26 protein-coding genes are annotated in these 23,139 nt (G+C 71.3%); 5 read left to right on the top strand and 21 right to left on the bottom strand.

What is annotated here, in order from left to right:
- Positions 1-5: 5 nt before the first annotated feature.
- From ACWCPF_RS01600 to tsaB, 4 genes are read right to left on the bottom strand one after another with little or no spacing between them, the layout of a single operon-like run.
- Positions 6-260, bottom strand: a complete 255-nt coding sequence (locus ACWCPF_RS01600; RefSeq protein WP_451042924.1) for a hypothetical protein — start codon at positions 258-260, stop codon at positions 6-8.
- Positions 257-1,366, bottom strand: coding sequence for a tRNA (adenosine(37)-N6)-threonylcarbamoyltransferase complex transferase subunit TsaD (tsaD, locus tag ACWCPF_RS01595; protein ID WP_451042923.1), 1,110 nt, complete (start codon positions 1,364-1,366; stop codon positions 257-259). The genes ACWCPF_RS01600 and tsaD overlap by 4 nt, the downstream gene beginning before the upstream one ends.
- Positions 1,359-1,895, bottom strand: coding sequence for a ribosomal protein S18-alanine N-acetyltransferase (gene rimI / locus ACWCPF_RS01590; RefSeq protein WP_451042922.1), 537 nt, complete (start codon positions 1,893-1,895; stop codon positions 1,359-1,361). Before rimI ends, tsaD begins: the two co-directional genes overlap by 8 nt.
- Entirely contained in the window at positions 1,892-2,545 is a 654-nt protein-coding gene (gene tsaB, locus ACWCPF_RS01585; RefSeq protein WP_451042921.1) for a tRNA (adenosine(37)-N6)-threonylcarbamoyltransferase complex dimerization subunit type 1 TsaB, read from the bottom strand. The genes rimI and tsaB overlap by 4 nt, the downstream gene beginning before the upstream one ends.
- Positions 2,546-2,657: 112 nt before the next feature.
- Between tsaB and ACWCPF_RS01580 the strand changes: the two genes are divergently transcribed.
- Positions 2,658-3,203 carry a hypothetical protein gene (locus tag ACWCPF_RS01580; protein WP_451042920.1) on the top strand — a complete coding sequence of 182 codons (546 nt, stop codon included), beginning with the start codon at positions 2,658-2,660 and terminating at the stop codon, positions 3,201-3,203.
- 6 nt (positions 3,204-3,209) lie between these two features.
- Here ACWCPF_RS01580 and ACWCPF_RS01575 read toward each other — a convergent pair whose 3' ends face one another.
- From ACWCPF_RS01575 to ACWCPF_RS01550, 6 genes are all read right to left on the bottom strand, one after another.
- Positions 3,210-3,404, bottom strand: a complete 195-nt coding sequence (locus tag ACWCPF_RS01575; RefSeq protein ID WP_451042919.1) for a hypothetical protein — start codon at positions 3,402-3,404, stop codon at positions 3,210-3,212.
- Positions 3,405-3,605: 201 nt separating this feature from the next.
- Positions 3,606-4,118 carry a tRNA (adenosine(37)-N6)-threonylcarbamoyltransferase complex ATPase subunit type 1 TsaE gene (tsaE, locus tag ACWCPF_RS01570; RefSeq protein ID WP_451042918.1) on the bottom strand — a complete coding sequence of 171 codons (513 nt, stop codon included), beginning with the start codon at positions 4,116-4,118 and terminating at the stop codon, positions 3,606-3,608.
- Positions 4,084-5,337 carry an alpha/beta fold hydrolase gene (locus ACWCPF_RS01565; RefSeq protein ID WP_451042917.1) on the bottom strand — a complete coding sequence of 418 codons (1,254 nt, stop codon included), beginning with the start codon at positions 5,335-5,337 and terminating at the stop codon, positions 4,084-4,086. Before ACWCPF_RS01565 ends, tsaE begins: the two co-directional genes overlap by 35 nt.
- 119 nt (positions 5,338-5,456) lie before the next feature.
- The gene (alr, locus tag ACWCPF_RS01560; RefSeq protein ID WP_451042916.1) at positions 5,457-6,626 is read right to left on the bottom strand and encodes an alanine racemase; all 1,170 of its coding nucleotides are present in this window, start codon (positions 6,624-6,626) and stop codon (positions 5,457-5,459) included.
- A 171-nt stretch (positions 6,627-6,797) separates the two neighbouring features.
- Positions 6,798-8,243 (bottom strand): NAD(P)H-hydrate dehydratase, encoded by a 1,446-nt coding sequence (locus tag ACWCPF_RS01555; RefSeq protein ID WP_451042915.1) that lies wholly within the window; start codon positions 8,241-8,243, stop codon positions 6,798-6,800.
- Positions 8,244-8,334: 91 nt separating this feature from the next.
- On the bottom strand, positions 8,335-8,706 hold the full coding sequence (locus tag ACWCPF_RS01550) for a holo-ACP synthase (protein WP_451042914.1): 372 nt from the start codon (positions 8,704-8,706) through the stop codon (positions 8,335-8,337).
- 131 nt (positions 8,707-8,837) lie between these two features.
- Here ACWCPF_RS01550 and ACWCPF_RS01545 point away from each other — a divergent pair, with 131 nt between their 5' ends.
- Both ACWCPF_RS01545 and ACWCPF_RS01540 read left to right on the top strand, forming a co-directional pair.
- Positions 8,838-9,842 (top strand): hypothetical protein, encoded by a 1,005-nt coding sequence (locus tag ACWCPF_RS01545; protein ID WP_451042913.1) that lies wholly within the window; start codon positions 8,838-8,840, stop codon positions 9,840-9,842.
- Positions 9,839-11,644 carry a M16 family metallopeptidase gene (locus ACWCPF_RS01540; protein WP_451042912.1) on the top strand — a complete coding sequence of 602 codons (1,806 nt, stop codon included), beginning with the start codon at positions 9,839-9,841 and terminating at the stop codon, positions 11,642-11,644. Before ACWCPF_RS01545 ends, ACWCPF_RS01540 begins: the two co-directional genes overlap by 4 nt.
- 75 nt (positions 11,645-11,719) lie before the next feature.
- On the opposite strand, the gene glmS is transcribed toward ACWCPF_RS01540, so the two are convergent.
- On the bottom strand, positions 11,720-13,567 hold the full coding sequence (glmS, locus tag ACWCPF_RS01535) for a glutamine--fructose-6-phosphate transaminase (isomerizing) (protein WP_451042911.1): 1,848 nt from the start codon (positions 13,565-13,567) through the stop codon (positions 11,720-11,722).
- Between the two features lie 176 nt (positions 13,568-13,743).
- Here glmS and coaA point away from each other — a divergent pair, with 176 nt between their 5' ends.
- Positions 13,744-14,712, top strand: a complete 969-nt coding sequence (coaA, locus tag ACWCPF_RS01530) for a type I pantothenate kinase (protein ID WP_451042910.1) — start codon at positions 13,744-13,746, stop codon at positions 14,710-14,712.
- Positions 14,713-14,833: 121 nt separating this feature from the next.
- Here coaA and glmM read toward each other — a convergent pair whose 3' ends face one another.
- From glmM to rplM, 3 genes are all read right to left on the bottom strand, one after another.
- Complete coding sequence (gene glmM / locus ACWCPF_RS01525) at positions 14,834-16,192, bottom strand: phosphoglucosamine mutase (RefSeq protein ID WP_451042909.1); 1,359 nt, start codon at positions 16,190-16,192, stop codon at positions 14,834-14,836.
- A 281-nt stretch (positions 16,193-16,473) separates the two neighbouring features.
- Positions 16,474-16,995 (bottom strand): 30S ribosomal protein S9, encoded by a 522-nt coding sequence (gene rpsI / locus ACWCPF_RS01520; RefSeq protein WP_351903752.1) that lies wholly within the window; start codon positions 16,993-16,995, stop codon positions 16,474-16,476.
- Positions 16,996-17,037: 42 nt separating this feature from the next.
- Complete coding sequence (rplM, locus tag ACWCPF_RS01515) at positions 17,038-17,481, bottom strand: 50S ribosomal protein L13 (RefSeq protein WP_358800794.1); 444 nt, start codon at positions 17,479-17,481, stop codon at positions 17,038-17,040.
- A gap of 414 nt (positions 17,482-17,895) precedes the next feature.
- Between rplM and ACWCPF_RS01510 the strand changes: the two genes are divergently transcribed.
- Positions 17,896-18,771 (top strand): hypothetical protein, encoded by an 876-nt coding sequence (locus tag ACWCPF_RS01510; protein ID WP_451042908.1) that lies wholly within the window; start codon positions 17,896-17,898, stop codon positions 18,769-18,771.
- A 22-nt stretch (positions 18,772-18,793) separates the two neighbouring features.
- On the opposite strand, the gene truA is transcribed toward ACWCPF_RS01510, so the two are convergent.
- The 7 genes from truA to infA all read right to left on the bottom strand — a co-directional run bounded on the left by truA (position 18,794) and on the right by infA (position 23,070).
- Positions 18,794-19,651 (bottom strand): tRNA pseudouridine(38-40) synthase TruA, encoded by an 858-nt coding sequence (gene truA, locus ACWCPF_RS01505; protein ID WP_451042907.1) that lies wholly within the window; start codon positions 19,649-19,651, stop codon positions 18,794-18,796.
- An 88-nt stretch (positions 19,652-19,739) separates the two neighbouring features.
- The gene (gene rplQ / locus ACWCPF_RS01500) at positions 19,740-20,276 is read right to left on the bottom strand and encodes a 50S ribosomal protein L17 (RefSeq protein WP_451042906.1); all 537 of its coding nucleotides are present in this window, start codon (positions 20,274-20,276) and stop codon (positions 19,740-19,742) included.
- A gap of 172 nt (positions 20,277-20,448) precedes the next feature.
- Entirely contained in the window at positions 20,449-21,471 is a 1,023-nt protein-coding gene (locus ACWCPF_RS01495; protein ID WP_003966937.1) for a DNA-directed RNA polymerase subunit alpha, read from the bottom strand.
- 122 nt (positions 21,472-21,593) lie between these two features.
- Positions 21,594-21,998 carry a 30S ribosomal protein S11 gene (gene rpsK, locus ACWCPF_RS01490; RefSeq protein WP_010354218.1) on the bottom strand — a complete coding sequence of 135 codons (405 nt, stop codon included), beginning with the start codon at positions 21,996-21,998 and terminating at the stop codon, positions 21,594-21,596.
- A 70-nt stretch (positions 21,999-22,068) separates the two neighbouring features.
- Positions 22,069-22,449, bottom strand: coding sequence for a 30S ribosomal protein S13 (rpsM, locus tag ACWCPF_RS01485; RefSeq protein ID WP_020132619.1), 381 nt, complete (start codon positions 22,447-22,449; stop codon positions 22,069-22,071).
- 213 nt (positions 22,450-22,662) lie between these two features.
- Positions 22,663-22,776, bottom strand: a complete 114-nt coding sequence (gene rpmJ, locus ACWCPF_RS01480; RefSeq protein ID WP_004984509.1) for a 50S ribosomal protein L36 — start codon at positions 22,774-22,776, stop codon at positions 22,663-22,665.
- A 72-nt stretch (positions 22,777-22,848) separates the two neighbouring features.
- Positions 22,849-23,070 (bottom strand): translation initiation factor IF-1, encoded by a 222-nt coding sequence (gene infA / locus ACWCPF_RS01475; protein ID WP_003948620.1) that lies wholly within the window; start codon positions 23,068-23,070, stop codon positions 22,849-22,851.
- Positions 23,071-23,139 lie beyond the last annotated feature (69 nt).

Here is a 23,139-nt window from a genome sequence, read left to right as displayed (position 1 = left end):
CCCGCCTAGGGCGCGACCGCCTCGAAGCGCCAGCGGTGCACCGCCCGGGTCACCAACTCTCCGTCCGGCTCCGGGAGTTCGGGCAGGACGGCGTCGTAGGCGGCGTCCCACCAGGTGATGACCAGCACCCGGTCCTGCGGGGCCCGGAAGGTCTCCCGGCGCAGGGGCCGCTCGGCGAGCTCCTGCGCCCGCGCCCAGGCCAGCAGCTCCGCGCCCCGCCCGGCGACCGCGCGGGCCTCCCACATCAGCGCGACGGTCATGAGTACAGGTTGTCCTTGGCGACCTCGTGCACATGATCGTGACCGTGCGCGTGGGTGTGCGTGTGGCCGGGGACGTGGGGGTCCGTCACCGGGAGCGACGAGTCCGCCGACAGGTCCCAGCTCGACGCGGCCCGCCCGCGGGCCACCATCTCCGCGCCCAGTGCGGCCACCATCGCGCCGTTGTCCGTGCACAGCTTGGGGCGCGGCACCCGCAGCCGGATGCCGGCCGCCTCGCAGCGCTCCTGGGCCAGCACCCGCAGCCGCGAGTTGGCGGCCACGCCGCCGCCGATCATCAGATGGTCGACGCCTTCGTCCTTGCAGGCCCGGACGGCCTTGCGGGTCAGGACGTCCACGACCGCCTCCTGGAAGGAGGCCGCCACGTCCCGCACCGGCACGTCCTCGCCCGCCGCCCGCTTCGCCTCGATCCAGCGGGCGACCGACGTCTTCAGACCGGAGAAGGAGAAGTCGTACGCCGGGTCGCGCGGGCCGGTGAGGCCGCGCGGGAAGGCGATCGCCTTCGGGTCGCCCTCGCGCGCGTAGCGGTCGATGACCGGGCCGCCCGGGAAGCCCAGGTTCAGCACCCGGGCGATCTTGTCGAAGGCCTCGCCCGCCGCGTCGTCGATGGTCGCGCCCATCGGACGGACGTCGGAGGTGATGTCGGTGGACAGCAGGAGCGACGAGTGGCCGCCGGAGACCAGCAGGGCCATCGTGGGCTCCGGCAGAGCGCCGTGCTCCAGCTGGTCCACGCAGATGTGCGAGGCGAGGTGGTTGACGCCGTAGAGGGGCTTGCCGAGTGCGTATGCGTAGGCCTTCGCCGCCGAGACGCCGACCAGGAGGGCGCCGGCCAGGCCCGGACCGGCCGTGACCGCGATGCCGTCGAGGTCCTTCGCGCTCACCCCGGCTTCCTTCAGCGCCCGCTCGATGGTCGGGACCATGGCCTCCAGGTGGGCACGGGAGGCCACCTCGGGCACGACGCCGCCGAAGCGGGCGTGCTCGTCGACGCTGGAGGCGATCGCGTCCGCCAGCAGGGTCGTGCCGCGCACGACGCCCACGCCGGTCTCGTCGCAGGAGGTCTCGATCCCCAGCACCAGGGGTTCGTCAGCCATTGTTCTCGGTTTCCTGTGTCCCTTGTACCGAGGTCGGTACCTGTCTAGATGGGTCGGTGAGGCGCATGACCAGGGCGTCCACGTTCCCCGGCTGGTAGTAGCCGCGGCGGAAGCCGATGGCCTCGAAGCCGAAGCGCTCGTAGAGCTTCTGGGCGCGGACGTTGTCGATCCGGCACTCCAGCATGACCTCGGCGCACTCGAAGGCGGTCGCCGCCCGCAGCAGCTCCGTCAGCAGCCGTCCGCCGAGGCCGGTGCCCCAGTGGCCGCGGGCGACGGCGATGGTCTGGACGTCGGCGAGGTCACCGGCGGCGGCCAGGCCCGCGTACCCGACGATCCGGTCGTCCGCGGCCGTGTCGACGGCGATCACATACCGCCTGGTCGCCGCCGGGCCGCGGGCGTGGGCCAGGTCGGACCAGAACATGCCCCGCGACCAGGCGTCCTCGGGGAAGAGGTCCTTCTCCAGCTCCAGCACGGGCTCGATGTGCCACCAGCGCATCTCGCGCAGCACGGGGTTGACGGGTTCGGTCACTTGGGGGTGACCACCTTGTAGTTCTTGGGCACCTGGGCGTCCGGCCGGCGCAGGTACAGCGGCCGGGGGGCCGGCAGCTCCTCGCCCGCGGCGAGCTTCTCCGCGGCCAGACTCGCGAGCGCCGCCGCGGAGACGTGCTCGGGCTCGTGCGCGTTCGGGAAGGTGTCCGGGTAGAGCAGCGCGCCCGCGCCGACGGCGGGCAGCCCGGCCACCTCGTCGGCGATGTCGGCGGGCCGGTCGACGGCCGGGCCCGTAAGGCGGGTCCGGGAGTCGGCGTAGCGCGCCCAGTAGACCTCCTTGCGGCGGGCGTCGGTCGCCACCACGAAGGGTCCTTCGAGGTCGGACGCGTACGCGAGGCCGTCGAGGGTGCACAGCCCGTGCACGGGGACGCCCAGTGCGAGCCCGAAGGTGTCGGCGGTCATCAGCCCCACTCTCAGCCCCGTGTACGGGCCGGGGCCGACGCCGACGACGATCCCGGTGACGGCGTCGAGCCGGAGCCCGGCCCCGGCGAGCAGCCGGTCGACGGCGGGCAGCAGCAGCTCGCCGTGCCGGCGCGCGTCCACCTGACTCGAAGAGGCGATGACGCCGTCGCCGTCGTGCAGCGCGACGGTGATGGCGGGGGTGGCGGTATCCAGAGCGAGCAAGAGCACGCAAACAGCCTACGGCTCCCGTGCCTCGGACACGGCCGTCCCGGTCGGAGGTGCGAACACTGCTAACGTCGCCGCGAAACGTGATCAACGGGACGGATGGGATGGTTCGCCGATGCCGAGCAACAGCGCGACGTTCGTGGCCGGGCTGACCGCGGCGGCCCTGACGACGGTCGGGTTCCTCGCCTTCCACGCGTCGGCGAACGCGCCCGCCGGCCCCGCCCAGCCGCTGCGCAGCGGAGCCCCCGCGAAGGCGGCGAGCGCGCAGCGCGAGCGCTCGACCGCGCTGCCGGACGACTCCGGCGTGGGCGAACGGGTCGTGTACGCGCTGGGCCGTGACCGGGTGTGGCTGGTCGGCTCGAACGACGAGGTCAAGCACACGTTCAAGGTCACCCCCGGCAGCGTGGACCCGCTCCCGGGGAGCTACGACGTCTCCTCGCGCTCGGGCGCCGTCACCGGCACGGACGGCACCCCCATCGAGCACGTCGTGCGCTTCACCACGGTGGACGGCGTGACGATCGGCTTCAGCGCGGCGCTGGACGGCTCGATGCCGGCGGCCGACCCGGCGGTGAAGACGGGCGGCATCCGGGAGACCGTCGCGGACGGCAACGCGATGTGGGACTTCGCGACGATCGGACAGCGGATCATCGTGATCCGCTGAGCCTGCTCACGCCGCCTCGGGGTGCCTGACCGGTTCTTCCGCGAGCCCGGGGTCGGGCAGTCTCGGCGGGGTCGAGACGGCTTCCGCGGCCGCGCACGAGGCCAGCAGGTCACGCATGGACAGACCGGCGAGCGTGAACGACCGCGACGGCCGGGCCTGAGATGAGGGCTGATGCTGGGGCTGGGGCTCTGTGGCCGGCATGGACGCCTCCTGAGGTTCGGGGGCGGGCGTACTTAGGTAGACCTAAGTACGAACTTGGTACCATGTGACCACGCACCCGACGCGGAGCGCAACATTTTGCCGACAGGTTGTCGGAACATTCACGAAGTCGGGCCACACCGGAACGTCGTACGGAATGTCGTGCGGAACGTCAGGCCCTCCGGCCGTGAAACCCGCCGACCGTCAGGCCGACAGCACGCTGAGGTCCGCCGCGGCCCACCGCTCCCCGAGCCCGGTCACCGTGACATGCCGCACCTCGTCCGTCGTATCGCCGACGGCCCGGTGGATACGGACCTGGAGCCGTTCCTCGGTCAGCTCCTCGACCTTGCCCTCGCCCCACTCCACGACGATCACCGAGTCGGTCAGCGACACGTCGAGGTCGAGGTCCTCCATCTCGTCGAGCCCGCCGCCCAGGCGGTACGCGTCGACGTGGACGAGCGGCGGGCCCTCCCCGAGGGAGGGGTGCACCCGGGCGATCACGAACGTGGGCGAGGTGACCGCGCCCCGGACGCCGAGGCCCTCGCCGAGCCCCCGGGTGAGCGTCGTCTTGCCCGCGCCGAGCTCCCCGCTGAGCATCACGAGATCGCCCGCGCTGAGCAGCTTGGCCAGACGACGGCCCAGCTCCCGCATCTGATCGGGGGAGGTGACGGTGATCTCGACGTCAGCCGGGTTGCGCGCTGCTGCTGGTGCTTCCATAGCCCTTCACGGTAGCCCCTGCGGGCACCGCGCCCGCGCGGGTGAGGAGGTCGGCGAGACGGTCGGTGACCACTTCCGGGTGTTCCAGCATCACGAGGTGCCCGGCGTCGGGGACGAGGACCAGTTCCGCGTCCGGCAGCAGGTCGGCGATCGCCTCGCTGTGCTCGCTCGGCGTGACCAGGTCCCCGATCCCGGCCAGCACCAGCACCGGCAGGTCCGTGAAACGGGCGAGCGCCTCGGTCTTGTCGTGGTCGGTGAAGGCCGGGTAGAACTCGGCGACCACGTCGATCGGCGTGCCCTCGATCATCCGCTCGGCGAACCGCGCCACGGCCGGGTCGACGTCCCGGGAGGCGAACGAGTACCGCTTGATGATCCCGGCGAAGAGATCCGCGGTGGCCCGTCGCCCCTTCTCCACCAGGGCCGCCTGCTGTCCGAGCGCCTTGAGCACCCCGGGCAGCACCCGCCGCACCGCGTTCACACCGGCGACCGGCAGCCCGAAGTTGACCTCGCCCATCCGCCCGGACGAGGTGCCGACGAAGGCGGTGGCGACGACCCGCTCGCTGATCAGCTCCGGGTACAGGGCGGCGAGCGCCATCACCGTCATCCCGCCCATGGAGTGTCCGACCAGCACGATCGGGCCCTGCGGCGCGGCCGCGTCGACGACCGCCTTCAGATCGCGGCCGAGCTGGTCGATGCTGACCGGCACGCCCTCCTCCACCTGGGCGACCCCGCGCCCGGAGCGGCCGTGGCTGCGCTGGTCCCAGTACACGGCCCGCACGACGCCCCGCAGGGCCGCCCGCTGGAAGTGCCAGGAGTCCTGGTTGAGGCAGTAGCCGTGGCTGAAGACCACGGTGACGGGCAGCGGCGCCTTGCGCCCGAACAGCCGACGGCGCCGGCCCGCCGAACCGCCCTGCGGCTCGACGTCGTCGACCTCGTAGTACAGCTCCGTGCCGTCGTCGGCGTACGCCCGGCCCGGGGTGCCGCGCAGCCCGCCGTACGGGCCGGCCGAGTCCAGGGCGAGCCGGGCCTTGGCCCGCATGCCGCGCCCCACGGTCATCCGCTCCAGGGCGACGCCGGCCGCGGCGCCCGCGGCGATCACGCCTATCGCGGCGCCGGCGATGCCGGTCGCCCGGCGCCAGCCCCCGCCCGCCCCCGTGGCGGAGACGGCGGCGACCGCCGAAGCGGCGTTCGCCACTGCCTCCGCACCGCTCTCGCTCACGAACCGCTCCTCTCCGCCCGACGCCCTGTCTTGTCACACATTCACATGACCGCGTTTCCCCTGAAACCAGCCCTGTGGAACCAGTCCTGTGGAACCTGCCCGAACCAGCCCGGGACGGTTCATGCGGAGGTATTCACATAGACGCGGGGAACCCGCACTCCGATGCGGGTGACGATCTCGTACCCGATGGTTCCGGCCGCCTGCGCCCAGTCCTCCGCCGTGGGCTCGCCCCGGTCGCCGGGTCCGAACAGGATCGCCTCCGTGCCCGGCTCGGGTTCGTCGCCGCCGAGGTCGACGACGAACTGGTCCATCGCGATGCGCCCGGCGGCCGTCCGCCACTTGCCGCCGACCAGCACCGGGCCGGTGCCGGAGGCGTGCCGGGGAACGCCGTCCGCATAGCCCAGCGGGATCAGGCCGAGGGTGGTCTCACCCGGGGTGACGTAGTGATGGCCGTAGCTGACGCCGTGCCCGCCCGGGACGTGCTTCACCAGGGCCAGCGAGGCCGCCAGGGTCATCACCGGACGCAGCCCGAAGTCGGCGGAGGAGCCCAGCTCGGGGCTGGGCGAGACGCCGTACATGGCGATGCCCGGCCGGACGAGGTCGAAGTGGGTCTCCGGGAGCGTGAGCGCGGCCGGGGAGTTGGCGAGGTGCCGCACCTCGGGCCGGACGCCCTGCCGCTCGGCCTGCGCCAGCATCTCCCGGAAGCGGCCGAGTTGGGCGGCGACGGAAGGATGCCCGGGCTCGTCGGCGCAGGCGAGGTGCGACCAGAGCCCGGTGATCCGGACGGTCCCCTCCGCCTCGGCGGCGAGCGCCTGCGCGACCAGTTCGGCCCAGTCGGCGGGCTGGCAGCCGCCCCGCCCGAGCCCGGTGTCGGCCTTGAGCTGGACCCTGGCCGCGCGCCCGGCGGCCCGCGCCCCTTCGACGGCCTCGCGCAGGGCCCAGAGCGCGCTGACGGAGACGTCGAGATCCGCCTCGACCGCCTCCCGCCAGGGCCCGCCCGGAGTCCACAGCCAGCACATGATCCGGACGTCCGCCGGCAGCCCGCCGTCCGCCCGCAGCGCCAGCGCCTCCTCGGGCGTGGCGGTGCCCACCCAGGTCGCTCCGGCCTCGACGGCCGCGCGGGCGCAGGCGGCGGCCCCGTGCCCGTAGCCGTCCGCCTTCACCACGGCCATGAACGCCGCGTCCGGCGCCTTCGCGCGCAGCGTGCGCACGTTGGCCCGCAGTGCGGCCAGGTCGATCTCGGCCCGGGCACGCGTCGGGGCGGCGGGCGGCTTGGCGTTCTCACTCATCACGCCCAGTGTCTCAGAGGCCTCGGACAGCCCACGTGAGCGCTCCGCTGGAAGCGCCGCGCCGTGCCGTCGTTCTGCTGCGGCACCGTCGTGGCCGGTCGCGCCCGCGCGGCGGAGCCGCAGATGTCAGCGCCCCGCGCCCCTGAAGGGGCGCTGCCGTCTGTCTGCGCACTACTCCCGCACATCCCGCCAGGCCGCCGGAAGCGCTTCGGCCACGTCGTGCGCCCCCACGGGCGCCCCCAGCGCCGCGAACCGCCCCGCCAGCCCGTGCAGATACGCCCCCACGCTCCCCGCGTCCACCGCGCTCAGGCCCGCCGCGAGCAACGACCCCGCGAGCCCGGAGAGCACGTCCCCGCTCCCGGCCGTCGCGAGCCAAGGCGTCCCCGTCGCGTTCACCCGCACCGCGCCCGCGCCCCCCGCCTCGGCGACCAACGTCGTGGAGCCCTTCAGCAGCACGGCGGCCCGGTACCGCGCCGCCAACTCCCGCGCGCTGCTCAGCCGCGCGCCCTCCACCTCCTCCCGGGCCACTCCCAGCAGCGCGGCCGCCTCCCCCGCGTGCGGGGTCAGCAGCGTGGGCGCGCTGCGCCCGCGCACGGTGTCCAGGTCCGCCAGCCGCAGTCCGTCCGCGTCGATCAGCACCGGTACCTCGGCGGCGGCCGCGAGCACCTCCGCCACCGCCCCCGCGTCGTCCCCGGCCCCCGGCCCGACGACCCACGCCTGCACCCGCCCGGCCTGCCGGGGCCCCCGGTCGGAGACGAGCGTCTCGGGGAACCGCGCGACGACCGCGTCCCCGGCCGGTCCGACGTACCGCACGGCCCCCGCGCCGCCCCGCAGCGCACCGGCGACGGCGAGCACGGCGGCCCCCGGATACCGGGCCGACCCGGCGGCGATCCCAACAACCCCTCGCCGGTACTTGTCGCTCTCCCCGCCCGGCACCGGCAGCAGGCGGGCCACGTCCACGTGCTGCAAGGCCGCCACCTCGGGCTCGACCGGCAGCACGGCCCCGAGGCCGATGTCGACGAGCCGCACCGACCCGGCGTACTCCCGCGCGGGATCGATCAGCAGCCCCGGCTTGTGGGTGCCGAAGGTGACGGTGAGGTCGGCGCGGATCGCGCTCCCGTGCACCTCGCCCGTGTCGGCGTCGACGCCGCTGGGCAGATCGACGGCGACGACGGCGGCCCGGGAGTCGGCGACCAGCCCGGCCAGTGCGGCCGCGTCCGGCCGCAGCCCGCCCCGGCCCCCGATCCCGACGATCCCGTCGAGCACGAGGTCGGCGCGCCGGACGACGTCGTCCGCGCCGCCGGGGGCGACCGTGCGCCCGCCCGCCCGGCGCAGGGCCGCCAGCCCGTCGGGATGCGTCCGTTCGGGCGCGAGCAGCACCGCCGTGACGCCGGCCCCGCGCCGGGCGAGCCGGGCCCCGGCGTACAGGGCGTCGCCCCCGTTGTCCCCGCTGCCGACCAGCAGCACGATCCGCCGCCCGTAGACCCGCCCCAGCAGATCCGCGCAGGCGGCGGCGAGCCCGGCGGCGGCCCGCTGCATCAGGGCCCCTTCGGGAAGCCCGGACATCAACTCCCGCTCGGCCCGCCGAACGGCCTCGACACAGTAGCCAGTACGCATACCCCAAGTCTCCCCCGCCTCCCCCGACCCACCACACAGGCCGGCAGCACCCACCCGGCTGAGCGCCGCCCCCCTTCTTCCCCGCGGCCGTTCAGCCTTCGGCTACTACTACCGCCGAGGCGACTCCCGCGTCGTGGCTCAGGGACACGTGCCAGCTGCTCACGCCCAGTTCGGCCGCACGCGCGGCGACGCTCCCCCGGACCCGCAGCCGTGGTCGTCCGCTGTCCTCGACATAGACCTCGGCGTCCGTCCACAGCAGCCCGGGCGGCGCCCCCAGCGCCTTGGCCAGGGCCTCCTTCGCGGCGAACCGCGCCGCCAGCGAGGCGATGCCCCGCCGCTCCCCGCTCGGCAGCAGCAACTCGCGCTTCAGAAACAGCCGTTCGGCCATCCCGGGCGTGCGCTCCAGCGCGGCCCGGAACCGCTCGATCTCGGCGACGTCGATACCGACCCCGATGATGCTCATGCCGAGCACCCTAAGGCGCGCTGTCACCGCCTGCTGCTAGCCTGCGGCGACTTGATCAAGCAGGCTTCACCGCCGCGCGCCCTGGGGGGCCAGCCCGCGCGCCGCGGACAGCGACGCCAGGGGGCGGGGGCATGACCAGCACGACCAACGGCACACCCATGAGCTCAGGCGCGGCCTCGGGCTCTTCGGGCTCTTCGGGGCCGACGTTCGACCCGTACGACAACACACCCGAGCTGATCCCGCTGCGCACCGCCGCGCAGGCCGGGGACTGGCCCGCCGTCCGGGCCTTCCTCACGGGCCTCGGGTCGACCGACCGGCTCGCCTCGGCCTGCGGCCTCCTCGCCGACATCCCCGGCGTCGAGAGCTTCCTGGAGCGGGCCGCCGCCGAACTGCCCGGCGACCCGCTGCCGCGCACCCTGCTCGCCGAGCGGTACGTCGACATCGGCTGGGACATCCGCAGCGGCGCCCGCGCCAAGCACGTGTCCCGGGACCAGTTCAACCAGTTCCACGACTGGCTGCGGCGGGCCGAGCAGATCCTGATCGAGGTGTGCGCCGAGCAGCCCGCGTACGCCCCCGCGTGGACGGCCCGGCTGCTGACGGCGCGCGGTCTGGAACTGGGCCAGGCCGAGGCGCGCCGCCGCTACGACCGGCTCGCCGCCCACCACCCCCACCACTACCGCGCGCAGCTGCAGTTGCTCCAGCAGCTGTGCCCGAAGTGGGGCGGCTCCTGGGAGGCGGCGCACGGCTTCGCCCGCGACTGCGCGACCGCCGCCCCCGACGGCTCCACCTCCGGCGCGCTGGTCGCCCTCGCCCATGTCGAGCACTGGCTGGACCTGGACAGCGGCGAGGACGCCGCCTACCTGCGGGGCATCCCGGTCCGCGACGACCTGCGCAACGCCGCCCAGGTGTCCGTGCTGCACCCGGACCACCGTCCCGACTGGAACTCGATCGGCGCGCACAGCGCGTTCGCGTTCGCCTTCTCGCTCGGCGGCCACTTCGCGGACGCGGCCCCGCACTTCGCCTTCCTCGGCAACCGGGCGTCCGAGTTCCCCTGGCAGTACCTGCCCGACCAGAAGTCGGCGTTCCTCAAGTTCCGCAAGTCCGCGCTGACGAGCCAGGGAGGCAGACACCTGTGACCACCGACCTGCACGACGACAGCGCCGCGGACGCCCTCGGCCCCGCGAACGCCCAGGGCACCGCCGACGCCCTGGCCGCCCTCACCGGCCAGGTCTCGCACACCCACACCGACGGCATCCCCACCCTCTACGCCCCGGCCTCCGCGTCCGGCGGCAAGGAGATCACCGCCGGTCTCTTCTTCCGGGTGGGCCGCGCCGACGAGACGCTGGCCACCGCCGGCCTCACCCACCTCGTCGAACACCTCGCCCTGCACCGCCTCGGCCTGTCCGACCTGCACTACAACGGCGCGACGGCCAACGCCTACACCCTCTTCCACGTCCACGGCAGCGAGGCCGAGGTGGTCGAGTACCTCAACAGCGTGTGCGCGGGGCTGCGGGACCTGCCGATGGAGCGGCTGGAGACCGAGAAGGAGATCCTGCGCACCGAGGCGGCGGGCCGCGGCGGCGGCCCCCAGCAGCAGCTCCCGCTGTGGCGGTACGGCGCCCAGGGCTACGGCCTGACCAGCTACAACGAGCTCGGCACCTGGAGCCTGACCCCGGACCAGGTCCGCGACTGGGCCCGGACCCGCTTCACCAGGGACAACGCGGTCCTGTGGATCACCAGCGACCACGTCCCGGAGGGCCTGGACCTCACCCTCCCGCAGGGCTCCCGGCTGCCCGCCCCGGCCGCGACCAGCGCCCTGCCGGTCACCCCCGCCTACATCGGCGGCGACGACGGCCATGTGGTCCTCACCTCGGTGCTCCGCCGCTCCACCGCGGCCAGTGTCTTCGCGGACGTCGTCGGCCGAGCCCTCTTCCAGGACCTGCGCCAGGAGGGCGGCTACTCCTACTCCGCGGAGGCCGACTACTCCCCGCGCGACGCCGACTTCGCCACCCTCACCGCCTACGCCGACGCCCTCCCGCAGAAGCAGGACGCGGTCGTCGGCGGCTTCGTCGACACCCTCGCCCGGCTGCGCGCGGGCCGCATCGAGCAGGCCGAGCTGGACTCCGCCCGCGGCAAGACCCTCAAGATGTACGACACGCCCGACCTCGCCGCGGCCGCGCTCCCCTCGTACGCGCTGAGCCTGCTGCTCGGGCACCGCATCCTCTCGCCCGAACAGCACCGGGCCGAGCTGGAGGCGGTGACGCTGGACGACCTGCGCGAGGTCGCCCGGGAGACCTGGTCCGGGGCGCTGCTCCAGGTGCCGGGCCGGGGCGTCGACTGGGCGGGCTGCACCCTCGCCCCGCAGTTCTCGACGGACGCCGTCATCGGCACCCGCCACCAGTCCCTGGAGGACGAGGACGTCACCCTGGTCATCGGCACGGAGGGGGTGAGCCTGCTGACCCCGAGGGGCCCGATCACCGTCCGCTACGCCGCCTGCTCGGCGATGACCGCCCGCCCCGACGGCGCCCGCGGCCTCACCGGCCACGACGGCTTCTCGGTCAACGTGGAGCCGACGCTGTACCGGGGGGTGACGCCGGAGCGCATCGCGGCCCTGGACGCGGCCGTCCCGGCGGCGGCCGTGGTGCGGATGCCGGCCCGGGCCCCGGAGCAGATCCCCCAGCCCCGCAAACGGCCGGCCTCCGGCGGCCGCAGCGGCGGCGGCAAGGCCCGCTCGACCTGGGCCTGGACCACCGCCCTCTGGCTCGTGGGCCTGCTGGCAGTGGTCTGGGGCCTGCTCTGCGCGGTGATCACCTCCGAGGAGGCCTCGGCCGCGAACCCGGAGTGGGACGCGGTCGCAGGGGTCTGGATCATGGAGATCCCGCTGGCCTTCGCCACCTGGAAGCTGTACGCGGCCCGCAGACAACGCCGCCGTTCCTGACGAACGGGCGGGGCGCCCTCACCCTGACCGGCACCCCGCCCACCCGACCGTCACCGCCTACTCCCCCGTCACCGCCTACTCGACCGTCACCGACTTCGCCAGGTTCCGCGGCTGGTCCACCTCGTTGCCGCGCGCGGTGGCGAGCTCGCACGCGAACACCTGCAAGGGCACCGTCGCCACCAGCGGCTGGAGCAGCGTCGGCGTCGCCGGGATCCGGATCAGATGGTCGGCGTACGCCGCCACCGCCTCGTCCCCCTCCTCCGCGATGACGATCGTGCGCGCGCCCCGTGCCCGGATCTCCTGGATGTTGGACACGATCTTGTCGTGGAGGACGGACCGCCCCCGAGGCGAGGGCACCACCACGACGACCGGCAGATCCTCCTCGATGAGGGCGATCGGCCCGTGCTTCAGCTCACCGGCGGCGAACCCCTCCGCGTGCATATAGGCGAGCTCCTTCAGCTTGAGCGCACCCTCCAGCGCGACCGGATAGCCCACGTGCCGCCCCAGGAACAGCACCGTGTCCTTCCCGGCGAGCGAGCGCGCCAGCTCCCGCACCGGCTCCATGGTCTCCAGCACCCGCTCGACCTCCTGGGAGATCCGCGCGAGGTCCCGCACCACGGCCCGGATCTCGTCCGCCCACTTGGTGCCGCGCACCTGGCCGAGGTACAGCGCGACCAGATAGCAGGCGACCAGCTGCGTCAGGAACGCCTTGGTGGAGGCGACGGCCACCTCGGGCCCGGCGTGCGTGTACAGCACCGCGTCCGACTCACGGGGGATGGTCGAACCGTTGGTGTTGCAGATCGCCAGCACCTTGGAGCCCTGCTCGCGGGCGTGCCGCAGCGCCATCAGGGTGTCCATGGTCTCGCCGGACTGCGAGATGGCGATGACGAGCGAGCGCGGGCCCAGGATCGGGTCCCGGTACCGGAACTCACTGGCCAGCTCCACCTCGCACGGGATCCGCGTCCAGTGCTCGATGGCGTACTTGGCGATCATTCCGGCGTGGAAGGCCGTGCCGCAGGCGACGATGACGACCTTGTCGACCTCCCGCAGCTCGGCGGCGGGGATCCGCACCTCGTCGAGGGTCAGCGCACCGGAGCCGTCGATCCGGCCCAGCAGGGTATCGGCGACCGCCTTGGGCTGCTCGGCGATCTCCTTGAGCATGAAGTAGTCATAACCCCCCTTTTCCGCAGCCGACGCGTCCCAGTCGACGTGGTACTCCCGGACCTGTGCCGGCAGCCCGTCGAACCCGGTGACGCTCACTCCGTCCCGCCGCAGCTCGACGACCTGGTCCTGGCCCAGCTCGATCGCCGACCGCGTATGGGCGATGAACGCGGCGACGTCCGAGGCGAGAAAGGCCTCGCCCTCTCCAACGCCCACCACCAGCGGCGAGTTCCGCCGCGCGCCGACCACCACACCGGGCTCGTCGGCATGCACCGCGACCAGCGTGAACGCCCCCTCCAGCCGCCTGCACACCAGGCGCATCGACTCGGCCAGATCGGAGGTCGCGGAGAACTCCTCGGCGAGCAGATGCGCGACGACCTCGGTGTCGGTCTCGGAGCCCAGCTCATGCCCTCGCTCGGCCAGTTCGGCCCGCAGCGCGGCGAAGTTCTCGATGATCCCGTTGTGCACGACGGCGACCCGTCCGGCGTTGTCGAGATGCGGATGGGCGTTCGCATCCGTCGGCCCGCCGTGCGTGGCCCACCGGGTGTGCCCGATCCCCGTCGACCCGGTCGGCAGCGGCCGCGCCCCGAGCTCCTTCTCCAGATTGACGAGCTTGCCCGCCTTTCTCGCGGCGGCGAGCCCGCCGTCCGCCAGCACGGCGACACCCGCCGAGTCGTACCCCCGGTACTCCAGCCGTTTCAGCCCGGCCATGACGACCTCTAGCGCCGACTGAGACCCCACGTATCCCACGATTCCGCACATGCGCGGCAGCCTACGACCGAACCCCGCCCCGAAAGAGCCTCTGCGTGCCCGATTTCGGAAATTCTGCCGGAGTTCCACGGACCGGAGCGACCGGAGTTCCAAGGACGTGACGGACCCCACCCGCCATCCAGTTCAAACTCCGTTAACAATGGACTGTGATCTCTCCGGTCTCCTCGATGCCCCGGAGCGCCCACCGGCACAGGCCGGAGGCGACTCCCTACGTCGACCTCACCCGCCCCGAGTGGAGCGCGCTGCGTGAGAAGACTCCGCTGCCGCTGACCGCCGAGGAGGTCGAGAGGCTGCGCGGACTGGGCGACGTCATCGACCTCGACGAGGTGCGCGACATCTACCTCCCGCTGTCGCGGCTCCTCAACCTCTACATCGGCGCGACCGACGGCCTGCGCGGCGCGCTGAACACCTTCCTCGGCGAACAGGGCTCCCAGTCGGGCACCCCGTTCGTCATAGGGGTCGCCGGCTCCGTGGCCGTCGGCAAGTCGACGGTCGCCCGTCTGCTCCAGGCCCTGCTCTCACGCTGGCCGGAACACCCCCGCGTGGAACTGGTCACCACGGACGGCTTCCTGCTCCCCACCCGGGAACTGGAAGCCCGCGGCCTGATGTCCCGCAAGGGCTTCCCCGAGTCCTACGACCGCCGCGCCCTGACCCGTTTCGTGGCCGACATCAAGGCGGGCAAGGACGAGGTCACCGCCCCCGTCTACTCCCACCTGATCTACGACATCGTGCCGGACCGCAAGCTCACCGTCCGCCGCCCCGACATCCTGATCGTCGAGGGCCTCAACGTCCTGCAGCCCGCGCTGCCCGGCACCGACGGCCGCACCCGCGTCGGCCTGGCCGACTACTTCGACTTCAGCGTGTACGTCGACGCCCGCGTCGAGGACATCGAGCGCTGGTACCTCAACCGTTTCCGCAAACTGCGCGACACGGCGTTCCAGGACCCGTCCTCGTACTTCCGCAAGTACACACAGGTCTCGGAGGAGGAGGCGCTCGACTACGCCCGCACGATGTGGCGCACCATCAACAAGCCCAACCTGGTGGAGAACATCGCCCCCACCCGAGGCCGAGCCACCCTGGTAGTCCGCAAAGGCCAAGACCACAAAGTCCAACGCCTAAGCCTACGCAAGCTCTGACGCCGGATGCCGTTGGCTTTTAAGGGGCGCGGGGAACTGCGCGACCAGCCACGACGCAGCCGCAGCCCGCAAACCACAGAACCCCCCACCCCGAACCCGGCAATGAATCCACCCCGGGCGGCTAGCCCAACGCGGACTTCACCGAATCCGCCAACCGCCCCGCAACAGACCGCGCCTGCTCGATGTCCGCGGCCTCGACCATCACCCGCACCAACGGCTCGGTCCCCGAAGGCCGCAGCAGAACCCGCCCGGTCGCGCCCAGCTCCCGCTCCGCCTCGGCGACGGCGACGGCGAGTTCGGCCGACTCCCCCACCCGGGACCGGTCGACGTCGGGCACATTGATCAGCACCTGCGGCAGCCGCTCCATCACCGAGGCCAGCTCCCGCAGCGACTTCCCGGTCTCGGCGACGCGCGCCGCCAGCATCAGGCCCGTCAGCGTGCCGTCACCGGTCGTCGCGTGATCGAGGATGATCACATGCCCGGACTGCTCGCCGCCCAGCGCGTACCCGTGCTCCTTCATCTCCTCCAGCACATACCGGTCGCCGACGGCGGCCTGCACGAGCTGGATCCCCTCGCGCTCCATGGCCAGCTTGAAGCCGAGGTTGGACATGACGGTCGCGACAACGGTGTCCGAGCGCAGCACGCCGCGCTCCCGCATGGCCAGGGCCAGCACGGAGAGGATCTGGTCGCCGTCGACCTCCTCGCCGGTGTGGTCCACCGCGAGGCACCGGTCCGCGTCGCCGTCGTGCGCGATGCCGAAGGCGGCCCCGTGCTCGATGACCGCGTCCTTCAGCTTCTCGAGGTGCGTGGATCCGCAGCCGTCGTTGATGTTGAGCCCGTCCGGCTCGGCCCCGATGGTGACGATCTCCGCGCCGGCCCGGGTGAACGCCTCGGGCGACACCCACGCGGCGGCGCCGTGCGCCTCGTCGAGGACGACCTTCAGCCCGTCCAGCCGGTTCGGCAGGACGGCGATGAGGTGGGCGACGTAACGGTCGAACCCTTCGTCGTACGAGCGCACCCGCCCGACGCCGCTGCCGGTCGGCCGCTCCCAGGGCGCTCCGGTGCGGTGCTCCTCGTAGACCGACTCGATGCGGTCCTCAAGGTCGTCGGCGAGCTTGTGACCGCCGCGGGACAAGAACTTGACGCCGTTGTCGGGCATGGCGTTGTGGCTGGCGGAGAGCATCACGCCGAGGTCCGCGCCCAGCACACCGGTGAGGTACGCGACGGCGGGCGTCGGCAGCACGCCGACCTTCAGCACGTCGACGCCGGCACTCGCCAGGCCGGCCACCACGGCCGCCTCCAGGAACTCCCCGGACGCACGCGGGTCACGTCCGACGACGGCCACCGGCCGGTGTCCCTCGAACGTGCCCGCCTCGGCCAGCACATGCGCCGCCGCCACGGAGAGTCCGAGAGCCAGCTCGGCCGTCAGATCCGCGTTGGCGACACCGCGCACGCCGTCCGTGCCGAAGAGTCGTCCCACTTGTCCTCCTGAGGAAGCGTCAGTTTCAAAAGCCGTGCGGGGCGCGCCGGATGGCCGACCGGTCTGCGGCGGCTCCCACAGTCCGACATCCCGCATTCAGGCATTGCATGCCCTGAACATCCGATCACACAAGCCTTTGAGCACCTTGTGCCGTTATACGCCCAGAACTGCGAGAAAACGAACGCCCCGGCGACACTGTGGCGTGCCGCCGGGGCGTTCGGAGTACGTGGGGTCGGACCGAACCGGCCCGACCCGGTATACGTACGAGCAGGCAGCGAAGCTTAACGCTTGCTGTACTGCGGGGCCTTGCGGGCCTTCTTGAGACCGGCCTTCTTGCGCTCGACCGCACGGTCGTCACGCGTGAGGAAGCCGGCCTTCTTGAGCGCGCCGCGGTTGTTGTCCACGTCGGCCTCGTTCAGCGCACGGGCGACACCGAGACGGAGCGCACCGGCCTGACCCGAGACACCGCCGCCGGAGATACGGGCGACGACGTCGTAGCGACCCTCGAGCTCGAGGACCTTGAACGGCTCGTTGACTTCCTGCTGGTGCACCTTGTTCGGGAAGTAGTCCTCGAGGGTGCGACCGTTGATCTTCCACTTCCCGGAGCCCGGAACGATCCGGACGCGGGCGATGGCGTTCTTGCGACGGCCCAGGCCGGCGGCCGGCTGGGGCTCGCCGAAACGGGAGGCCAGGGACTCCGAGGTGTACTCACCCTCGACGGGGACCTCGGACTCGGTGGTGTAGCTGTCGATGTCGACGAGCTCGGTCTCTTCGAGCGGCTGCTCGGCAGTGGTCTCGGCCACGGTTCTCCTCAGATTCTCTTCAGCTTGGGGGTGTGGCCGGAATTACTGCGCGACCTGGGTGATCTCGAACGGCACAGGCTGCTGTGCCGCGTGCGGGTGCACGTCACCCCTGTAGACCTTCAGCTTCGAGAGCATCTGACGGCCGAGCGTGTTCTTGGGGAGCATGCCCTTGACGGCCTTCTCGACGGCCTTCTCCGGGTTGTTCGCCAGCAGGTCGTCGTAGCGCACGGAGCGCAGACCACCCGGGTACCCGGAGTGGCGGTACGCCATCTTCTGGGTCCGCTTGTTGCCGGAGAGGTGCACCTTGTCGGCGTTGATGATGATGACGAAGTCACCGGTGTCGACGTGGGGCGCGTAGATCGGCTTGTGCTTGCCCCGCAGAAGGGAGGCAGCAGTGGTGGCGAGACGGCCCAGGACGATGTCCTGAGCGTCGATGACGTGCCACTGGCGCGTCACATCGCCGGGCTTGGGGCTGTACGTACGCACTTCGCAGCCTTCTTCTTCTTCAGTGGATGGGTGCTGACACATGGCATCACTGAAGCGATCGTGCAGCTGGGGACGACAATGCCGGGACGCCGCCCGTATGCCGCCCACTGGTAACTGCTCCAGGGAACCTAGGTAGAGGCCACTCTCGTGAGACGAGCAAGCCAATACACAACGAAGAAGCAGAATACCCGTGTCTCGGGGGCGGGGTCAAAACGAGCCCCGGCGACCACCGGAAACGGCCTTCCGGAGTGGCCCGCGCCACACGCCGGGCAGCGGCCTGGGGAAATGCCGCACCAACCACCCGGAGATGTCGCCTTTGCCCGCACTCCCGGCCGCTCACGCCCGGAACGCCAGGGGCTCCAGCGCCTGTTGGGGCGCAACACGACACGCCGATGCCCGTCTAAGATGCGCCCCATGAGCTATGGGCAGGGGGGACCTCAGTCCCAGTGGGATCCGTGGAAACCGAACTCCCAGCAGCCGTGGACCACCGGCGATGACGGCCGGAGCCCGGACTGGGCCGCGCTCGCCGACGCGTCCGAGGCGCGCAACAGGCGCCGTCGGGTGTTCTTCATAGGCGGGGGCGCGCTCGCCACGATCGCCATCGGCACCGCCGTGGCCATGGCCGTGGTCTCGGCGAACGGCAGCGACGAGGCGAACAGGCCGACGTCGTCACTGCCCGCGACCGCCGATCTGCCGAGCGCGTCCACCACCCCGTCCTTCGCGCCGACCAGCGCCCCGCCCGCGCTGGACCCGAAGGAGTTCGTGTCCGAGAAGGCCAAGGACACCGCCCCGAACGGCCCCGACCTGCTCTTCCCCGGCACCCAGCTGACCATGAACTCGGCCGTGTACAAGAAGGGCCCGAAGGCCGACAGCACCACGTGCACGACGGGCGCCGGGGGCAGCCTGCCCACCGTCCTCACGGCCAACGGCTGCACCCGCATCATGCGGGTCACCTACACCAAGGACGGCATCGCGACCACGGTCGGCGTGGCCGTCTTCGACACCGAGGCCCAGGCGCTCAAGGTCAAGAGCCAGTCCGACGACAAGAGCATCGTCAAGGCCCTCGCCGGCGGGGCCGTCAAGACCTTCTGCAACGGCGCGATCTGCCGCTCGACGACCAACTCCTATGGCCGGTACGCCTACTTCACGATCACCGGCTTCGCCGACGGCAAGGACGTGACCACGAAGGACACGGCCGTCTTCACCGCCGGCGACGACCTCGCCGAGTTCGCGTTCCAGCAGATCCGCCGCCGCGGCGAGGCCCAGGCCTCCGCGGCCGCCAACAGCTGACGCCTCCCCTCCCGGGGCCGGCTCAGCAGCAGCCGGCCCCCGGCAACGTCCGCTTGTTGCGGGCCTCCTTGTTGCGCGCGGCGAGCAGCTCGTCGGCCGGGTAGCCGACCTCCTCCAGCGTCAGCCCGTGCGGCCGCACGACATGGACGGCGGAGTCCCGCACCCCCGCGGCCAGCACCTTCCCGGGCCACTCGTCCCCGCGGTGCCCGTCCCCCACGAACAGCAGCGCGCCGATCAGCGACCGCACCATGTTGTGGCAGAAGGCATCGGCCCGCACGGTGGCCGTGATCACCCCGTCCGCCCCCCGCACCAGACTCAGCTCCTGCAAGGTGCGGATCGTGGTCGCCCCCTCCCGCCGCTTGCAGTAGGCCGCGAAGTCGTGCTCGCCGAGCAGTCTGCGCGCCGCCTCGTTCATGGCGTCGACGTCGAGGGGCCAGTCGTGCCAGAGGACGTGACTGCGCAGCAGCGGATCGACGCCGCCCGGATCGTCGGTGACCCGGTACGCGTACCGCCGCCAGATCGCCGAGAACCGGGCGTTGAACCCGTCCGGCGCCTCGGTGAGGGACCAGATGCGGACATCCTTGGCGAGCCGTCCGGCCAGCCGCTTGAGCAGCTTCTCCCGGTGCTCGGCCCAGAGCCCCTCCGGCAGATCGACGTGCGCCACCTGCCCGCGCGCGTGCACCCCGGCGTCCGTCCGCCCGGCCACGGTCAGCTCGTACGTCGTGTCCTTCGACCGTGTGACGGTCCGCAGGGCGTCCTCGATCTCGCCCTGCACGGTCCGCCGCCCGCCGGCCTGCTTGGCCCACCCGGAGAACCCGCTCCCGTCGTACGACAGGTCCATCCGCACCCGTACGAACCCGGGCTCTGCTTCGTCACTCACCCCTAGATCCTCTCAAGCCTGCATCCTGCGGAGAACGCGGAACGGGCCCGCCCCCGAGGGGCGGACCCGTTCACTGCAAGGCAGAGCCTCAGGCGTCCTTGACCTTGTCCTCAGCCGCTTCCGCGGCGGGCCCGGCCGGAGCCTCGTCCGCGACCTCTTCGGCGGCGGGCTTGGCGTCCTCGACGACCTCGTCCTTCTTGAGGGCGTCTTCCTTGACCGCACGCTTGGTGGCAGCCTCGGCCTCACCCGTGGCCTGCTGCGCGACCGTCAGCGCCTCGACCAGCTCGATGACAGCCATGGGCGCGTTGTCGCCACGACGGTTACCGATCTTGGTGATGCGGGTGTAGCCACCGGGACGGTTCTCGTAGCGCGGGCCGATCTCGGTGAAGAGCGTGTGCACGATGCTCTTGTCCGTGATCACCTGGAGCACCTGACGGCGGTTGTGAAGGTCGCCCTTCTTCGCCTTGGTGACCAGACGCTCGGCGTACGGACGCAGCTTGCGCGCCTTCGCCTCGGTGGTGGTGATACGACCGTGCTCGAAAAGCGCCTTCGCGAGGTTCGCGAGGAGCAGCTTCTCGTGCGCGGCGCTGCCGCCCATACGGGCACCCTTGGTGGGCTTCGGCATGATGTCTCTCCTAGGTGTCTGCCCCGGCCGTATCAGGTACCGGGGTCAGTATCCGAGCAGGCGGTCGCCTGTCGGAGATCCAGGCCCCCGAAGGGGCCTGGAAGGGGCGCGGGGAACTGCGCGACCAGCCACAACCGGTCCGCAGACGCAGTACGGCCTCCCCGCGGAGCGCTTAGTACTGCTCGGTCTCGACGAAGCCGGCATCCGCGTCGTCGTCCGCACCGAACGCATCCGCCGCGGCGGTCGGGTCGAATCCGGGCGGGCTGTCCTTGAGCGCCAGGCCCATGCCGGCCAGCTTCGCCTTGACCTCGTCGATCGACTTCGCACCGAAGTTGCGGATGTCGAGCAGGTCGGCCTCGGAACGAGCCACGAGCTCACCCACGGAGTGGATGCCCTCGCGCTTGAGGCAGTTGTACGACCGAACGGTGAGCTCCAGCTCCTCGATCGGCAGCGCCAGATCAGCGGCGAGGGCGGCGTCCGTCGGGGACGGACCCATGTCGATGCCCTCGGCGTCGATGTTGAGCTCACGGGCCAGCCCGAACAGCTCGACGAGCGTCTTACCGGCGGAAGCCATGGCGTCACGCGGACGCATCGCCTGCTTGGTCTCGACGTCGACGATCAGCTTGTCAAAGTCGGTGCGCTGCTCAACACGAGTCGCCTCGACCTTGTACGTGACCTTGAGCACCGGCGAGTAGATCGAGTCGACCGGGATGCGCCCGATCTCCTGACCGACCTGCTTGTTCTGCACGGCGGAGACGTAACCGCGACCGCGCTCGACGGTCAGCTCCATCTCCAGCTTGCCCTTGCCGTTGAGCGTGGCGAGGACGAGGTCGGGGTTGTGCACCTCGACACCGGCCGGGGGCGCGATGTCGGCGGCGGTGACCAGACCGGGACCCTGCTTGCGCAGGTACATGACGACAGGCTCGTCGTGCTCGCTGCTGACGACGAGCTGCTTGATGTTGAGGATGAGGTCGGTGACGTCTTCCTTGACACCAGGCACGGTGGTGAACTCGTGCAGCACGCCATCGATCCGGATGCTGGTGACAGCGGCACCCGGGATCGAGGACAGGAGGGTACGGCGGAGGGAGTTTCCGAGGGTGTAGCCGAAGCCCGGCTCCAGCGGCTCGATCACGAACCGGGAGCGGAACTCGTCGACGACCTCTTCGGTCAACGAGGGACGCTGAGCGATCAGCATGTTGCGATCCTTCTGTCAGGGACGCCCGCTATTTGACGTCCTGATATGTGACAAGGGTACGGGCGATACGACCCGAAGGAGCCGTACCGCCCGAAATCCTCAGCCCGACAAGCAGCCGTGCGTCAGACGCGGCGACGCTTGGGCGGACGGCAGCCATTGTGCGGGGTCGGGGTGACGTCCTGGATGGAGCCGACCTCGAGGCCCGTCGCCTGGAGCGAACGGATGGCGGTCTCACGACCGGCGCCCGGGCCCTTGACGAAGACGTCGACCTTGCGCATGCCGTGCTCCTGCGCGCGACGGGCAGCCGACTCGGCGGCCATCTGCGCGGCGAACGGCGTGGACTTGCGCGAGCCCTTGAAACCGACGTGGCCGGCGGAGGCCCACGAGATCACGTTTCCGGCCGGGTCCGTGATGGACACGATCGTGTTGTTGAACGTGCTCTTGATGTGCGCCTGGCCGTGCGCGACGTTCTTCTTTTCCTTGCGGCGCACCTTCTTGGCAGCGCCCTGACGACCCTTGGGGGGCATCTACAAACTCCTACGGGGAGGTGGTCGGTCCTACAGCGAAGACCGCTGATGAAGCGTTGTCCGCTGAGGACTACTTCTTGCCCGGCTTCTTCTTGCCGGCGATGGCGCGACGCGGGCCCTTGCGGGTACGAGCGTTCGTGCTGGTGCGCTGACCGCGGACGGGCAGACCACGACGGTGACGGAGACCCTGGTAGCAGCCGATCTCGACCTTGCGGCGGATGTCGGCCTGGATCTCGCGACGGAGGTCACCCTCGGTCTTGATGTTGGCGTCCACGTACTCGCGGATCGCGACGAGCTGCTCCTCGGAGAGGTCGCGAACGCGGGTGTTCGGGTCGACGCCGGTCGCTGCCAGCGTCTCCTGGGACAGGGTCCGGCCGATGCCGAACACGTAGGTGAGGGCGACCTCCACACGCTTTTCGCGCGGGATGTCGACACCGGAAACGCGTGCCATTCAATGGCTCCAGTTGATCTTCGGAGGTCTTCCGCAGAACCGCCTCCCATCCGCCGTCCTCCCCTTCGGGGATTTGGTACGGACTGGGTCCCCGGCCTCCGAGCCGGGGGTATCAGGCGCGGAAAAACGCCTGGGTCCTGCGTATGAACAAATTCAGCTCGCGTCGCGCGAAGTCTCTGCGATGTCGATGCAGAGGGTGTGATCTGTCTGCGATCAGCCCTGGCGCTGCTTGTGGCGCGGGTTCTCGCAAATGATCATGACCCGACCGTGACGGCGGATCACCCTGCACTTGTCGCAGATCTTCTTGACGCTCGGCTTGACCTTCATGGGATGTGAGGTTCTCCGGGTCAGTTGCCGGCCACCCCGCACACAAGAGAGAGAGCGGGGCCTGGGCAAGATCTACTTGTACCGGTAGACGATCCGGCCACGCGTCAGGTCGTACGGAGACAACTCCACCACGACCCGGTCGTCAGGGAGGATACGGATGTAGTGCATACGCATCTTGCCGCTGATGTGTGCCAGGACCTGGTGGCCGTTCTGGAGCTCGACCTTGAACATGGCGTTCGGCAGAGACTCGACGACAGTGCCCTCGATCTCGATGGCACCTTGCTTCTTGGCCACGCTTCGCCCTTCGAATCGACTACCTTGATCGACTCCCACGCTTTCCCTAATGGGCGCATGCGGACATGC

This window comes from Streptomyces sp. NPDC001858 (assembly GCF_053594615.1).
The sequence above is the reverse complement of the archived record's forward strand: the minus strand, read 5'-3'. Positions and strand labels throughout refer to the sequence as shown.